Origin of the sequence: Pseudoalteromonas sp. Ld19, assembly GCF_045064135.1 — a bacterium.
GTDB classification, from domain to species: domain Bacteria; phylum Pseudomonadota; class Gammaproteobacteria; order Enterobacterales; family Alteromonadaceae; genus Pseudoalteromonas; species Pseudoalteromonas aliena.
Genome location: NZ_JBISHA010000016.1, coordinates 1 through 14,120, shown reverse-complemented (window position 1 = coordinate 14,120; position 14,120 = coordinate 1). Strand labels below are relative to the sequence as shown.

General features: G+C 39.4%; 14 protein-coding genes. 11 read left to right on the top strand and 3 right to left on the bottom strand.

Features of this window, described 5'->3' with window-relative positions; genetic code table 11:
• The first annotated feature begins 54 nt into the window (after positions 1-54).
• Positions 55-1,188: an acyl-CoA desaturase gene (locus tag ACJJVZ_RS04400; RefSeq protein ID WP_405598489.1), complete on the top strand. Its 1,134-nt coding sequence runs from the start codon at positions 55-57 to the stop codon at positions 1,186-1,188.
• 13 nt (positions 1,189-1,201) lie between these two features.
• Positions 1,202-2,632, top strand: a complete 1,431-nt coding sequence (sthA, locus tag ACJJVZ_RS04395) for a Si-specific NAD(P)(+) transhydrogenase (RefSeq protein ID WP_171037490.1) — start codon at positions 1,202-1,204, stop codon at positions 2,630-2,632.
• Positions 2,633-2,737: 105 nt separating this feature from the next.
• Here sthA and hemE read toward each other — a convergent pair whose 3' ends face one another.
• On the bottom strand, positions 2,738-3,802 hold the full coding sequence (hemE, locus tag ACJJVZ_RS04390; protein WP_002961084.1) for a uroporphyrinogen decarboxylase: 1,065 nt from the start codon (positions 3,800-3,802) through the stop codon (positions 2,738-2,740).
• A gap of 516 nt (positions 3,803-4,318) precedes the next feature.
• On the opposite strand from hemE, the gene ACJJVZ_RS04385 reads away from it, so the two are divergent.
• Positions 4,319-4,789, top strand: a complete 471-nt coding sequence (locus ACJJVZ_RS04385; protein ID WP_077536402.1) for an Rsd/AlgQ family anti-sigma factor — start codon at positions 4,319-4,321, stop codon at positions 4,787-4,789.
• 72 nt (positions 4,790-4,861) lie between these two features.
• On the opposite strand, the gene fkpA is transcribed toward ACJJVZ_RS04385, so the two are convergent.
• A complete protein-coding gene (gene fkpA, locus ACJJVZ_RS04380) occupies positions 4,862-5,614 on the bottom strand; it encodes an FKBP-type peptidyl-prolyl cis-trans isomerase (RefSeq protein WP_193156451.1) in 753 nt (250 codons plus the stop codon).
• Positions 5,615-5,824: 210 nt separating this feature from the next.
• On the opposite strand from fkpA, the gene ACJJVZ_RS04375 reads away from it, so the two are divergent.
• Together ACJJVZ_RS04375 and ACJJVZ_RS04370 are read left to right on the top strand one after the other, a co-directional pair.
• Complete coding sequence (locus tag ACJJVZ_RS04375) at positions 5,825-6,823, top strand: WD40 repeat domain-containing protein (RefSeq protein ID WP_077536404.1); 999 nt, start codon at positions 5,825-5,827, stop codon at positions 6,821-6,823.
• Positions 6,810-7,025, top strand: coding sequence for a SlyX family protein (locus ACJJVZ_RS04370; protein ID WP_004335946.1), 216 nt, complete (start codon positions 6,810-6,812; stop codon positions 7,023-7,025). The genes ACJJVZ_RS04375 and ACJJVZ_RS04370 overlap by 14 nt, the downstream gene beginning before the upstream one ends.
• A gap of 30 nt (positions 7,026-7,055) precedes the next feature.
• Here the strand turns inward: ACJJVZ_RS04370 and ACJJVZ_RS04365 are convergent, their stop codons facing one another.
• Positions 7,056-7,259: a YheV family putative zinc ribbon protein gene (locus tag ACJJVZ_RS04365; protein ID WP_405598484.1), complete on the bottom strand. Its 204-nt coding sequence runs from the start codon at positions 7,257-7,259 to the stop codon at positions 7,056-7,058.
• Positions 7,260-7,391: 132 nt separating this feature from the next.
• On the opposite strand from ACJJVZ_RS04365, the gene ACJJVZ_RS04360 reads away from it, so the two are divergent.
• The 6 genes from ACJJVZ_RS04360 to ACJJVZ_RS04335 all read left to right on the top strand — a co-directional run bounded on the left by ACJJVZ_RS04360 (position 7,392) and on the right by ACJJVZ_RS04335 (position 13,954).
• Positions 7,392-9,314 (top strand): ATP-binding cassette domain-containing protein, encoded by a 1,923-nt coding sequence (locus ACJJVZ_RS04360; RefSeq protein ID WP_405598482.1) that lies wholly within the window; start codon positions 7,392-7,394, stop codon positions 9,312-9,314.
• Entirely contained in the window at positions 9,298-9,720 is a 423-nt protein-coding gene (locus tag ACJJVZ_RS04355; protein ID WP_405598480.1) for a TIGR02444 family protein, read from the top strand. The genes ACJJVZ_RS04360 and ACJJVZ_RS04355 overlap by 17 nt, the downstream gene beginning before the upstream one ends.
• Positions 9,721-10,197: 477 nt before the next feature.
• Complete coding sequence (locus ACJJVZ_RS04350) at positions 10,198-11,190, top strand: hydrolase (protein WP_138585319.1); 993 nt, start codon at positions 10,198-10,200, stop codon at positions 11,188-11,190.
• Positions 11,187-11,441, top strand: a complete 255-nt coding sequence (locus ACJJVZ_RS04345; protein ID WP_007378894.1) for a YheU family protein — start codon at positions 11,187-11,189, stop codon at positions 11,439-11,441. The genes ACJJVZ_RS04350 and ACJJVZ_RS04345 overlap by 4 nt, the downstream gene beginning before the upstream one ends.
• Before the next feature lie 57 nt (positions 11,442-11,498).
• Entirely contained in the window at positions 11,499-12,695 is a 1,197-nt protein-coding gene (locus ACJJVZ_RS04340) for a dipeptidase (protein ID WP_405598478.1), read from the top strand.
• Between the two features lie 344 nt (positions 12,696-13,039).
• Positions 13,040-13,954 carry a hypothetical protein gene (locus ACJJVZ_RS04335; RefSeq protein ID WP_405598475.1) on the top strand — a complete coding sequence of 305 codons (915 nt, stop codon included), beginning with the start codon at positions 13,040-13,042 and terminating at the stop codon, positions 13,952-13,954.
• The last annotated feature ends 166 nt before the right edge of the window (positions 13,955-14,120 follow it).

Sequence of the window (14,120 nt, the reverse complement as noted above, 5' to 3'; positions counted from 1 at the left end):
ACAAGAGTTTGAAATACTATTTTAGCTTACAGTTGTACGCTGAGATTGAGAATTATGAATAAACCACCGATTATTTGGACAAACGTCCTGTTTTTTAGCCTGACCTTTTTGGCGGCTGCCGCACTTGTACCTTGGTACGCCATTAGCTACGGGTTTACCAGCGCGCATTGGATTGCCTTTGTAGGCTGCATGTTTTATGCAGGCCTATCTATAACTGCTGGCTACCATCGATTGTGGGCACACAAAGCCTACAATGCGCATCCAGCCATTGAATTTATTTTTGCACTTGGCGGTGCTTTTGCACTACAAAACAGTGCACTGCACTGGAGTAGCGATCACCGTATACACCACGGTCAAGTTGATGACCCAATAAAAGACCCTTACGCAGCGACCAATGGTTTTTGGTATAGTCACATCGGTTGGATGTTACGTGACTACCAAGGCGATAGCTACGGTGATTACAGTAATTGTCGTGATCTACAACGTAATAAAATCGTTATGTGGCAGCATAAGCATTACTTAAAACTGGTGATTGCCATGAATGTAGGTCTGCCACTTATTCTTGGCTTATTAGTGGGTGATGTATGGGGTATGTTAATTCTTGCCGGTTTACTTCGTTTAGTATTGAGCCAGCACTTTACCTTTTTTATTAATTCGGTTGCACATATTTGGGGCTCTCGCCCATATACGGAAAAAAACACAGCACGTGATAATGGCTTTTTAGCGCTATTTACTTACGGTGAGGGTTATCATAATTTCCACCATATTTTTGCAAGCGATTACCGTAATGGTATTAAATGGTTTCATTACGACCCAACAAAATGGATGATCCGCGCTTTAGCTGCTGTTGGTTTAGCCAATAAATTAAAACGCACACCAGTTGAACGTATCGAAAAAGCCAAAGCCGAAACGCTAATGAGTAGAACGCAAACGCGTCTTGCAAAATTGCCTTTAGCGCAAGATAAGCTTACATTATTACAACAAGAGTACGACTTACTGCTGAAAAAACTGCAAAATTATTGTTCACTACAAAAACAAGTGTTAGAAGTTAAAAAAAATAACATGGCAAAGCAGTGTGAACGCTCAGCATTAATGGCACAATATCATGAGCTAGAAACCGCCTGGGAAAATCAAAAACAGGCATGGCTAGCACTTAATGCGAGGTTATTAAAAGCCTCTTTTAATTAATTTAGGAGTGGCAGTGGCCAAACAATCAGAACAAAAAAAAGTACCCGTGACATACCAATATGACGCAATCATTATTGGCACGGGTCCTGGCGGTGAAGGTACCGCCATGAACCTTTCAAAAAACGACAAAAAAGTAGCGGTTATTGAACGCCAAGAGTCAGTTGGTGGTGGTTGTGTGCATTGGGGAACCATTCCTTCAAAAGCGCTTCGCCACTCTGTTAGTCGTTATATTGAATACAAAGCTAACCCATTGTTTAATGTTGGCGAACGCCCTAGTCGTCTAACATTCCCTGACATTTTACGTCACGCAAGTTCGGTTATTTCTAAGCAATCCAATTTACGTAGTAGCTTTTATGATCGCAACCGCATTCATATGTTTCAAGGCGATGCGAGCTTTGTAGATAAGCACACCATTGAAATAAAAAGAAATGACGGCTCAACCGAGCGACTGACCGCTAAAACGATTGTTATAGCAACGGGTTCTCGCCCTTATCGCCCACCTGAAGTCGATTTTACGCATTCTCGTATTTATGAAAGCGATACAATACTTGGCCTTGAGCACGACCCCCATCGCGTACTTATCTACGGCGCAGGTGTTATTGGCTGTGAGTATGCTTCTATATTTAAAGGATTAGGCGCAAAAGTTGATTTAGTTAATACCCGCGATCGACTACTTGCTTTTATGGATGCTGAAATCTCTGACGCACTTAGCTATCACTTTTGGAATAGCGGTATTGTTATTCGTCACAACGAAGAGTTTGACCGAATTGAGACGCGTGACGACTGCGTTATTATGCATTTAAAATCAGGCAAACGCGTAAAAGCTGACTGTATTTTATTTGCAAATGGCCGCACAGGTAATACCGATACATTAAATCTTGAAGCCATTGGCTTAAAAGCCGACAGTCGTGGCCAATTAAAAGTTAACGAAACATATCAAACGGATATTGAAAACGTATACGCTGTAGGTGATGTAATTGGTTACCCAAGCCTTGCAAGTGCTGCGTTTGATCAAGGCCGTATAGCTGCTGATGCAATTGCCTGTGGTAACTGCGAAGACAGGCTGATTGTTGATATTCCAGCCGGTATTTATACCATTCCAGAAATGAGTTCAGTAGGTAAAACAGAGCAAGAACTTACAGCCGCTAAAGTACCGTATGAAGTTGGCCGTGCTCAGTTTAAGCATTTGGCACGTGCGCAAATTGCGGGTACTGAAGTAGGTAGCTTAAAAATATTATTCCACACTGAAACCAAAGAAGTGCTTGGCGTTCACTGCTTTGGCGAACGCGCGTCTGAAATTGTGCACATTGGCCAAGCTATTATGGAACAAAAAAATGGTGGCAATAATATCGACTACTTTGTAAATACCACATTTAATTACCCAACCATGGCTGAAGCCTACCGTGTTGCCGCATTAAATGGTTTAAATCGCTTATTTAAATAACCGCTTAAGCAATTGATTTAAAAGCCTTTATAAATAGATAACAAAAAGCCCGCTAATTAGCGGGCTTTTTACTTTTAAACTGTTTTAAACTTTATTAAGCGATCATTACTTATGGTATTTAGCACTTAGCTCATGTACTGCATTGATGAATACACCGGCATTTTCAGGGTCTACATCTGGTGTAATACCGTGGCCTAAGTTAAACACATGACCGTTGCCTGTACCAAAGTCTTCTAAAATAGTGCCTACTTCTTGGCGAATACGCTCTGGTGTACCGTGTAACATAGACGGATCCATATTACCTTGTAGAGCTACTTTATCGCCAACGCGGCGCTTAGCGTCGCTAATATTAATAGTCCAATCAAGACCAATTGCATCACAACCTGTTGCTGCAATTGCTTCAATCCATTGACCACCATTTTTAGTGAACAAAGTAACCGGTACTTTACGACCATCGTATTCACGAATTAAGCCATCAACGATTTTATGCATGTATTGCAGTGAAAATTCGTTGTAATCACGTGGGCTTAATACCCCGCCCCACGAGTCAAATACCATGAGTGATTGCGCGCCAGCTTTGATCTGCGCATTTAAGTAATCAATGACTGAATCAGCTAATTTATCTAGTAATAAATGAAGTGTTTGCGGCTCTGCAAACGCCATTTTCTTAATTTTACCAAATACTTTACTACTCCCACCTTCAACCATGTAAGTTGCTAGCGTCCAAGGAGAGCCAGAAAAACCAATCAGTGGTACTTCGCCTTTAAGTTCACGGCGAATAGTACTTACTGCGTTCATTACGTAGCCAAGCTCGTCTGTAGGGTCTAACTTTGGAATTTTTTTAACATCCGCAAGTGATGAAATAGGACGCTCAAATTTAGGTCCTTCACCCGTTTCAAAGTACAGACCTAAACCCATAGCGTCTGGAATCGTTAAAATGTCACTAAATAAAATAGCAGCATCTAACGGATAACGACGCAGTGGCTGTAATGTTACTTCACACGCAAGCTCAGCATTTCGACACAGGCTCATAAAATCGCCCGCTTGTGCACGTGTAGCACGGTATTCAGGTAAATAGCGTCCTGCTTGGCGCATCATCCATACCGGAGTTACATCTACTGGCTGTTTAGCTAGTGCACGTAAATAACGGTCGTTTTTTAATTCGCTCATGGCGTAAATAATCCTAAGGCTTGTATAAATTATGCGAGATTGTACCACCATATTCACCGCCCCTCTATTGCTTAGAGACGAAAACAACCTTACCTTAAGGTAGATCAAGATTATTTAAGCTTTCATTTTATTTTGACCATAAAACACACAACCTCAAAATAACATTTAAAACTTTTAATTAATATGTTTGCAACATAGTAAAAACCTTGTTATTGTTTGTCCCGCGTTAACAAAAACAACAATAAAAATCTTAAAATAATAAAAATAAAAGTCATTAAAATAATAACAATAAAAATAAGAAAGCTTGTTACAACAAGTCATTGAAAGAAATTAGACCACCCTAACCGGTGGTTTTTTCTTGCCCGCAATAAATTTTTAGTCTTACATCTCAAATAAACAACACCGCTTTTAGAACATCTATTTTACTTGTTGATATACACGCAAATTAAATATATCTTGATGTATATAAACTTATTATATTCCAATTGAAAGACCAACCCAGCTAGGAGAATAGTTATGCTGACGCGTGTAGAAAAAGCTCAACAAAAATGGGGTGGCAGCCACACTGTAATCGACAAGTGGTTAAACGAACGCCAAGAGCTCATTGTGCTTTTTTGTAAAATGGCTGGTTTTTCACCGTACGATAAAAAAGATCATGCTTTGCCTGAACCTGCGCAGATTGAATCATTTTGCCAAATTTTGATGGATTATTTATCTGCAGGTCATTTTGAGATTTATGATGATATTGCTAAGGCATGTGAGAAAAAAGGCGTACAAAGCCAAGCCTTGGCTAACGATATCTATCCACGCATTTCAAGCACTACTGATGTGGCACTTGATTTTAACGATAAATATGCCGAAGTGAACAAAGACGATTTACTGAAAGATTTTGATAATGACTTATCTGTAATTGGTGAAACACTAGAAGCACGCTTTGCACTAGAAGATGAACTGATTGATAATTTATTTTCCAATCACACAGATTAATTACTTACATTAAGTATATTAAAAAAGGGACCTAAGGTCCCTTTTTATATTTAAACTATAAGCGTTAGTTTATTATTGTGCTGCGCTAGCATCCGCATCGTTTTGAATCTCTAGTAATTCAACTTCAAATACAAGCGTTGAGTTAGCAGGGATTTTACCTAAATCACGGTCGCCGTAAGCAAGTTCAGAAGGAATAGTGAACTTGTACTTAGAGCCAACAGACATAAGTTGTAAACCTTCAGTCCAACCTGGAATTACACGGTTAAGAGGGAAAGTCGTAGGCTCGTTGCGTGAATATGAGCTATCAAACTCAGTGCCATCTAGCAAAGTACCTTTATAATGTACTTTAACTACATCAGTCGCTACTGGCTTTTCGCCATCGCCCTGTGTAATTACTTCGTACTGTAAGCCAGATTCAGTAACTGAAACACCTTCTTTTTTAGCATTATCAGCTAGGTATTTCACACCGGCTTCTTTACTTTTTTCAGACTCAACTTTTGCTTTTTCTTCTTGCTTAGTACGCACTGATTCATCTAATGCAGTTAACACTTCACGAATTTTCTCTTCGTCAATTTTTGCATTACCAGCAAGTGCATCTTCAAAACCACGAATTAACAGTGCTTGGTCTAGTTTAATACCAATTTCAGTTTTGTCTGCTAGGTCTTTATTTAAAAAGTTACCTACAGATGCACCAATACCGTATGCTTGTTGCTGCTCTACAGTGTCTAGTTTAACTTCTGCTTGCTCTTTTTTTGCTTCTTGATTACAAGCTGTAAGCGCTAAAACTGACGCTGCAATCAATGACAATCTAATCGTCTTTTTCATTTTAAATCTCCGACACACTTTGCAGTTGTCATTTATTGTATTATTACTAGTTAAAGATTAACGGCCTACATGGTAGGCTGTTTGTGTAATGACTAAATTTTTGTTAGCTAAACTAAACGCATATTCAGTGCTTAGACAAACAACCTAGGCATTCAACGCATCCTAGTCTAACCTCTCAGTCAACAAGAGTTAAGAGGAAATACCTGTAACATGTCGATATTTCGTACTTTTTTAATCATATTTAGCTGTTTTTTAGTCATTGCCTGTAGTGATAAAAAACAACACGCTATTGCAAGCTACGAACATGCAGCAAAAGGTGCATTTTCGTCAACATTATCAAACGATGGTAAATACAGCTTAATCTCCTCAATCAATCATGGGGTCGCCCTGTGGGATAATCAACAAAACGCTCTCAAATACCAATGGTTTCAGCAGCAAGCTGAAGATAGCTTAGTGTATGCTGTTGCAATTGCCTTTGATAACAGCGTTGCTGTTACCGCAGAAAAAACCACGTTTGCCGTTTGGGATATAACCACAGGCAAAAATAAAGGCTATTACAAAATCCAAAAGGCCAGCATTCGCGATATTGCTATTAGCAATCAAGGCCGAAGCGTATTGTATGGCCGAAGCGACGGCGTAGTGGTATTTATAAATCTTGAAACCGGCAGACGCATCGAGTTTTTAGGCCACCAAGATAAAGTTAACACTGTCGATTTATCGCCGAATGGGCGCTTTGCTTTAAGTGGGTCTAACGATTATGTTGCTTACTTTTGGGATACGCTTACTGGCCAAGTAATTCACCGCTTTAATCACCCAACGCGTGTCACCCAAGTAACGCTCGATCCACAAGGTCGCTATGCGTTTACGGCCGATAGTATGGCACAAGCAAATGTATGGAAGCTGACTACAGGTGATCTTGTGAGTAAACTGAAGTATATTGCGCGTCAGAAAATTTTTACTGCGGTGCGTTTTAACGAACAAGGCACTTTGCTGGCAACCGGCTCTCCTAATAAGCGAGTTGATTTGTGGCAAATACCAAGCGGTGAAAAAATTCAAACTTGGCAGGTCACCCCGCGCGAAGGCAGTAAGCCGAAATCGGCAGTGGTGCTAGATGTGACATTTACAGATAACGGTAAGTCGTTGTTAACCGAAAGCTCCAGCGGTATCGCAGAGCGATTTATTATACGAGAGAATAATGAACACAATTGAACATCGCTTAATGGAACTTGAAGCCAAAGTGGCTTTTCAAGACGAAACGATTGAAGTCTTAAATGATGAAATAAAAGTGCACCAGCAACTTTTAGCAAAAATGAAACGCCAAACAGAGCTGCTAGCAGAAAAAATTAAAGAGTCGCAGTCATCGTCATCTATGATGTCGGAAGTACCTGAGCCACCGCCACCGCATTACTAAAGCTAGTAAAAATAGGCGATAAAAACCGGGTTAATCACCCGGTTTAAACACACCAATGACTTGTTCAAATTGGCGGGTAGATGCCTGAACAGCGTTATCTGGCTGCGCCATTTTATGACCACACTCAACACACTCTACTTTTTCAACATCATGTTCTCTGTAAAGCATCATAGTATCCATAGCTTTACACTCAGAGCACGATGCACCAGCAATAAATCGCTTTTTTTGTCTCACAACATTTTTCCTGTGGTTAGAACTGCCGCTATTTTATCGTATAACTTCACTTGTTGATACGCTTGATAAGCGCATTAAGTTCTATGGTATGATAACGCCAACTTAACAAGGGCACAGTAAAGTAACGCATTCATGATCCAAATATCAGAAATAGAACTACTTCGTGGCGGAAAAGCCTTATTAAAAAACGCATCAGCTACGTTATTCCCGGAGCATAAAGTTGGGTTAGTAGGCGCTAACGGCTGCGGAAAATCAACCTTATTTGGCCTATTAAAATCAGAATTACAACTCGATGCTGGTAATTGCAGCATTCCAAAAGATTGGTCTATTGCCTCAGTAAAGCAAGAAACTCCAGCCCTTGAAATAAGCGCAATTGATTATGTACTGCAAGGCCATCCAGAATACTATGCAATGCGTATAGCACTGCGTGAGGCCGAGCAAAACAACGATGGCGATACACAAGCCAAAGTACATATTCAACTCGAGAACATTAAAGGCTATAGCATTGAATCAACAGCTGGTGAACTATTACATGGCTTAGGCTTTGCGAATAACCAAATAGAAAACTCTGTAAGCTCGTTTTCAGGTGGTTGGCGTATGCGCTTAAATCTTGCCCAAGCATTAATACGCGATGCCGATTTACTATTGCTCGATGAGCCAACAAACCACCTTGATTTAGATGCTGTATACTGGCTTGAACGCTTTTTACGTGCTTACACGGGTACGTTGGTACTTATATCACATGACCGTGAGTTTTTAGATGCCGTCGTTGATCAAATTTGGCATGTAGATAAGCAACTTATCAATGTGTACAAGGGTAATTACTCGCAGTTTGAGCGCCAAAAAGCAGAGCGTTTACTGCAACAACAGGCCATGTTTGATAAGCAACAAGAGCAAATTGCTCACTTAGAGCAATTTATAACTCGCTTTAAAGCAAAAGCCAGTAAAGCTAAACAAGCACAAAGCCGTGTGAAAGCGCTTGAGCGCATGGAAAAATTAGCACCGGCACATGCCGACTCACCGTTTAATTTTGAGTTTGCAGACCCAACCGCATTACCAAACCCACTAATGACGATAGATAAAGCCAAAGCGGGTTATGGTGATGTTACCATTTTAAATAATATAGAACTAAACCTAGTGCCAGGTAGCCGAATTGCATTACTTGGTAGAAATGGCGCGGGTAAATCAACACTGATTAAACTGCTGTCTGGTGATTTAGCGCCGCAAGCTGGCGAAGTCATTCAGCATCACGGATTAAATATTGGTTACTTTGCGCAGCATCAGCTTGAATCTCTTGATTTAAAAGCCAGCGCAATAACACATATACAACGACTAAACCCAAAAGCGACCGAGCAATCACTACGTGACTTTTTAGGTGGTTTTGCCTTTATTGGCGATAAAGCCTTAGAACCTGTAGCGCCTTTTTCGGGCGGCGAAAAAGCACGCTTAGTACTTGCTATGCTGGTATATCAAAAACCAAATTTACTACTACTCGATGAGCCAACTAACCACCTTGATTTAGAAATGCGCCATGCACTTGTTATGGCTCTGCAAGGGTTTGAAGGCGCAATGGTTACCGTATCGCACGATCGCCATATGCTTAAAAACACCGCCGATGAATTTTACCTAGTAGATGACGGTAAGGTAACCCAATTTGGTTATGACTTAGATGCGTATTATCAATGGCTGCTTAATGCCAATAAAGAGGCAACCAAGACTGAGCAATCTGATGAAGTAAAAGCTAATTCTGGCATTAATCGTAAAGAACAAAAGCGCCTAGAAGCCGAGTTTAGAAAAGCAATTCAACCACTTAAAAAGCAAATTGAAAAGCTTGAAAAGCAGTTAGATAAATACTCAGCAGAGCTTAACGAAGTAGAAGCCGCACTAGGTGATAACGAACTCTACAACGACGATAACAAAGCCAAGCTAAAAGAATTATTGGCCAAGCAAGCAACGCTTACACCTAAGCTTAACGACGTTGAAGAAGAGCTACTGATGGCACTTGAAGAAATGGAAGAAAAAGAACAGGCCTTCGCCGATGAACTTGCTCAATAGCGACCATTTTTGGCAATTTGCGTGCACCTTGTACGCAAAGCCGGGGCAACAAACAACCTTGCTGGCACTACAAAACCAGCAAGGAAAAAACGTCAATTTATGCTTATTACTGCTTTATTTAGATTCATTAAAGTTAAGTATTAATGCCCAACAGTTAAACGAGTTAACACAAGTAGTGAGTGAGTTTGATACTCACGTATTACAACCTCTGCGCACTGCACGTAGCTATTTAAAAATTAATCAGAATACGTTAAGTGATTACGCCACAATACGCGCCGAGTTACTAAGCGCTGAGCTGAAGCTTGAAAAACAACAGCAGCATATGTTGATTGAAGCGGTGAATGGGTTTGAATTCGTAGCAGATCCAGAGCCGAATAATATTGAGCTGTATGTGAAAGCCACTTAGGCTGCTCGTTTTTATACGCTCTTTCACTGCTCATTCTCTTTTCTTTGTGCAAAAACTCTCTTTGCTCTCAGTAATAATAAACTTATTAGCCCTCAAAGCATGATCTAAATCAACTTTACTTCGCTCCCACATCCGCTTAATAAAATAACTTGATCTCGATCACGTTACACCATACAAACAGCGCTTATGATTAACCCATCAACAACGAGGGGAACAACTCATGAACGTATTCTTTAGAGACTTTTTTACAGATCCAGTTTTATTTTTGTCTTTTGGATTTTTAGCTATTGTTGTTTCTCTTTGTATCTTTTTCGCTTTTTTCTTTCTTAAAAAGATAAATGACGCAGAAATTCCTGACCAAAATTAAGCACGACGCACAAAGCGCCTAATCTATTACTGATTAGGCGCTTTTTATTTTTAACCGCTAAAAATTTGATACACTAGTGCTTCGTTTATTGTTAAGTGTGTAGTACCAATATGATCCATAAGTTCAAACCAGCATGGTGGATGACTAATCGTCACGTTCAAACCATAATGCCGCGTTTTTTCCGCCCTTTTCAACATACACGCTACGAACTTGAACAACTTGATACACCCGATGGTGATTTTATTGAACTCGCTTGGTCACTTCCACACAACGAGACAGCGCCACTTGCCATTGTACTTCATGGCCTTGAAGGCAATATAAATAGCTTTTATGCCAAGGGCATGATGAAAGCGTTAAAAAAACAAGGTTATGCAGTAGTGCTGATGCACTTTAGAAATTGCTCAACCGAAGTTAATCGCTTGCCTCGCGCATATCACAGTGGCGACACCGCCGATTTAGCTTTTTTCATTAATCACCTAAAACAGCAATACCCAAATAGACTAATGGTTGCTGTGGGGTTTTCACTTGGTGGTAATGTACTTGCTAAGTATTTGGGTGAACAAGCATTGGCATGCCCACTCAATGCTGCTGCAGTAATATCGGCTCCTTATGATTTATCTTCATCGAGTGATGTAATTCGCAAAAGCTTAGGTAAAATTTATCAAAAATATCTGCTCGATCGTATGAAAAAATCGATGCAGCGTAAACTGCCACAAATTAAGCAGCAGATTTCGTTAACCCCTAAACAGTTAATGAAAATCGATGACTTATTAGAATTTGACAATCAACTAACAGCTCCTTTACACGGTTTTGAAAACGCACACGATTATTACCGTCAAGCCAGTGCAATGCCATATTTAAAGCATATTGCAGTTCCAACATTAATTATTCATGCCAAAGACGATCCTATGCTGTCAATTAAAGCCGTGCCAAGTAGGCAGGATGTGAGTGGGCATGTTACGCTGCGCATCTCTGAAAAAGGCGGACACGTTGGTTTTATTAGTGGTAAAAACCCATTTAAGCCAATATTTTGGTTAGAGAAAGCCGTACCCAACTATTTTGGGCAACATGTTCTAAATAAAGTAAATAATGAGCAATTATGATCATCCCTTTTGAGCAACTCGATAAAGATACTCTTTACAACTTAATAGAAAGCTATGTACTGCGCGAAGGCACTGATTATGGCGAAGTAGAAGCAAGTATTGAATCTAAAGTAAACCAAGTTAAGCTACAGCTTAAAAATGGTGAAGCCATGGTGTTTTTTTCAGAGCTACATGAGTCTGTAACTATTATTTCGAAGGGCGAATTTAAAGCGCTGCAAAGTGAAGAGCACCAAGCACAGTCATTTGATTAGCACTTGTAACTTTTGAACTGAACGTACACAATGGCCTTTTACCCTAAGAGCCAAAACATGATAAAACTCAGCACTCTAGTGGTAGCCGTATCACTAGTTTTAACACCCCAAGCCTTTGCAGAGCAAGCTACTAGCGCATCAGACAAAGCAATCAAACTTACCAAAGAAACTATATTAATTGACACCCATATTGACGTCCCTTATCGAATATACAATAAATGGGATGATGTGACTAAAGCAACTGACGGCGGCGATTTTGATTACCCTCGCGCAGTAAAAGGCGGTTTAAATGCACCGTTTATGTCGATTTATATTCCTGCACATTTAGAATTTGAAGGTAAAGGTAAAAGCTATCAGTTGGCCAATCAACTCATTGATGGCATGGAAGCTATTGCTCAACGTGCACCCGATAAGTTTGCAATTGCTAGTTCGACTACGGATATTGAAGCGCAATTTAAACAAGGTAAGCTATCTATTGCGATGGGAATGGAAAATGGCTCGCCTATTGAAGGTGATTTAAAAAATCTACAACACTTTTTTGACCGTGGTGTCCGCTACATTACTCTTGCTCATTCACAAAGCAATCATATTTCTGACTCATCCTACGATATACGCCGAAAGTGGAAAGGCCTAAGCCCATTTGGTAAAGAGCTGGTCACTGAAATGAATAATATTGGTATGTTAATCGATGTCTCGCATATTTCGGATGATGCGTTTTATCAAGTTATGAAGCTCTCTAAAACTCCAGTTATTGCATCGCATTCATCACTACGCAAGTATACTCCAGGTTTTGAACGTAATATGAATGACGATATGTTATTAGCGCTGAAAGAAAATGGCGGTGTTATTCAAATCAACTTTGGTTCAAGTTTTGTCACTGCTAAAGCAGGTAGTTGGGGCAAACAGTTAAAAAGTAAAAAAGAGCTGGTAAAAAAAGAAGGCACTAAATTAAGTCAAGATTTTGATGCTGCGTATCGTGCTAAAAACCCATACCCTTTTGCTAGCCTTGCGCAAGTACTTGACCATATTGATCACGTAGTTAAGCTAATTGGTATTGATTATGTAGGTATTGGTTCTGATTATGACGGTGTTGGCGACTCATTACCTATTGGCTTAAAAGATGTCTCTAGCTATCCAAACCTAGTTCAAGGGTTAATAGACAGAGGGTACAGCGATAAAGACATTAAAAAGATATTGAGCGGAAATACGTTAAGAGTATGGAAAAAAGCAGAAGAGTATGCAAAAAATAATTAAAACTGCCTAAAGTAAATCTGATATTAGACTCTAAAAAATAGAGTCTTTTTTACTGTTATACCAATTTACTAATTAAGCGGTTTATTTTGAGGTAAGGGTTTCGTTATTTAGTTGCTCTCGGCAATTGCCACTGCATGTTTCTACATCCATGCAGTCGTTTATCAGAGACTTTTACCCAGCTTAGCTCCTCAAATTGATTACGTATTCTTGTGGATTAGTATTCGTTAGCCTGAACTACATTTGAAAAATCACTTTGTTGAGCATGAGTATTGCTTACATCTTTTAACAGACATTAACCTTTAAAAACGATAAATTTAGACCCTCATTGATAAAGAGTACCTTAAATGCCAATTAATAAAGAATCTATCGCTATAACCTTGTCTATTGCAGCTGTTACTATTGCCAGCTATGGTGCATTTTTTACAACAGCGCCTTCAACATCTCATCTTCAATCGCAAAATATGCATGACTCACGCTCTAGTAATGAAATTGATCGTTCTGATGCACCAGTCAGCAATAACCCTTTATTAAAAGACTTACAAACACAGGTTACTGCTTTAAAACTAGAGCTGAAAAATTTGAAGCTAAGTAATATCGGTCCTAATGAGAATGTATCATCTCCTGACATTAAAGAGCTAGTTCTCGCCGTTATTGAAGAAAAAGAACAAAAAGAAATTGAAGAACTACGAAATAAAAATCCATTATATGGCTTTTATGCTGATTTACCTGAAGATTATGACTTACGTATTAAATCAGATCCTGCATTCACAAAAAGCGTAAATGAAGAATTGCGAAGCAAAATATTAAGTACACATTATACTGATTTAGAACGCTTGGGAGCATTGAGCCAGTTACAGATGAATATGTTCATTTTGAATAAATCGCAAATGCCCGAATACGACTATGAGGCCGTAGGCAGCATTTTAGATTTAGCCACTGTAAGCAACGATGAGAAGTTTAAGATACAAGCGATAGAAATCACAACACAGGCCCCTGTAAGTGATTACCGTTTAGTAGAGCGCTTTTCAACAATACTCAAGCAAGATAATAACGATTATGTTCGTACTCTTGCTAGCCAAGGCTTGATAAATCAATACTACCAAGCAAAAGGCACAAAAAATGGGGATATTCAGCAAGTAGCGGAGCAAATTTTATCCCTATATCAAAATACCTCTGACGAAAAAGTAAAATCACTTTTACATGAAATGGTGGGTGACGAAGTAATGCTAGAAGAATTACGTAAACATTCGCAGGGCTGAGCCTAAAAGAGTTAATAAGCAACCTAAGCTCAAGCTAAGTAACCTGAACTCTGGTTAAGATATTTACTAATATATTGAATCATAATGATATTTAAATTTATTTTTCTCTAGCCAGAGATTTTCAGTGAAAACAAGGCGAACTTACGCGTCAATAGCGGGCCTATTG

Coding starts and splice junctions, on each gene's coding strand:
- ACJJVZ_RS04400 (WP_405598489.1), top strand. CDS start 55: ATGAATAAACCACCGATTATTTGGACAAACGTCCTGTTTTTTAGCCTG.
- hemE (WP_002961084.1), bottom strand. CDS start 3,802: ATGAGCGAATTAAAAAACGACCGTTATTTACGTGCACTAGCTAAACAG.
- ACJJVZ_RS04385 (WP_077536402.1), top strand. CDS start 4,319: ATGCTGACGCGTGTAGAAAAAGCTCAACAAAAATGGGGTGGCAGCCAC.
- fkpA (WP_193156451.1), bottom strand. CDS start 5,614: ATGAAAAAGACGATTAGATTGTCATTGATTGCAGCGTCAGTTTTAGCG.
- ACJJVZ_RS04375 (WP_077536404.1), top strand. CDS start 5,825: ATGTCGATATTTCGTACTTTTTTAATCATATTTAGCTGTTTTTTAGTC.
- ACJJVZ_RS04370 (WP_004335946.1), top strand. CDS start 6,810: ATGAACACAATTGAACATCGCTTAATGGAACTTGAAGCCAAAGTGGCT.
- ACJJVZ_RS04360 (WP_405598482.1), top strand. CDS start 7,392: ATGATCCAAATATCAGAAATAGAACTACTTCGTGGCGGAAAAGCCTTA.
- ACJJVZ_RS04355 (WP_405598480.1), top strand. CDS start 9,298: ATGAACTTGCTCAATAGCGACCATTTTTGGCAATTTGCGTGCACCTTG.
- ACJJVZ_RS04350 (WP_138585319.1), top strand. CDS start 10,198: ATGATCCATAAGTTCAAACCAGCATGGTGGATGACTAATCGTCACGTT.
- ACJJVZ_RS04345 (WP_007378894.1), top strand. CDS start 11,187: ATGATCATCCCTTTTGAGCAACTCGATAAAGATACTCTTTACAACTTA.
- ACJJVZ_RS04340 (WP_405598478.1), top strand. CDS start 11,499: ATGATAAAACTCAGCACTCTAGTGGTAGCCGTATCACTAGTTTTAACA.
- ACJJVZ_RS04335 (WP_405598475.1), top strand. CDS start 13,040: ATGCCAATTAATAAAGAATCTATCGCTATAACCTTGTCTATTGCAGCT.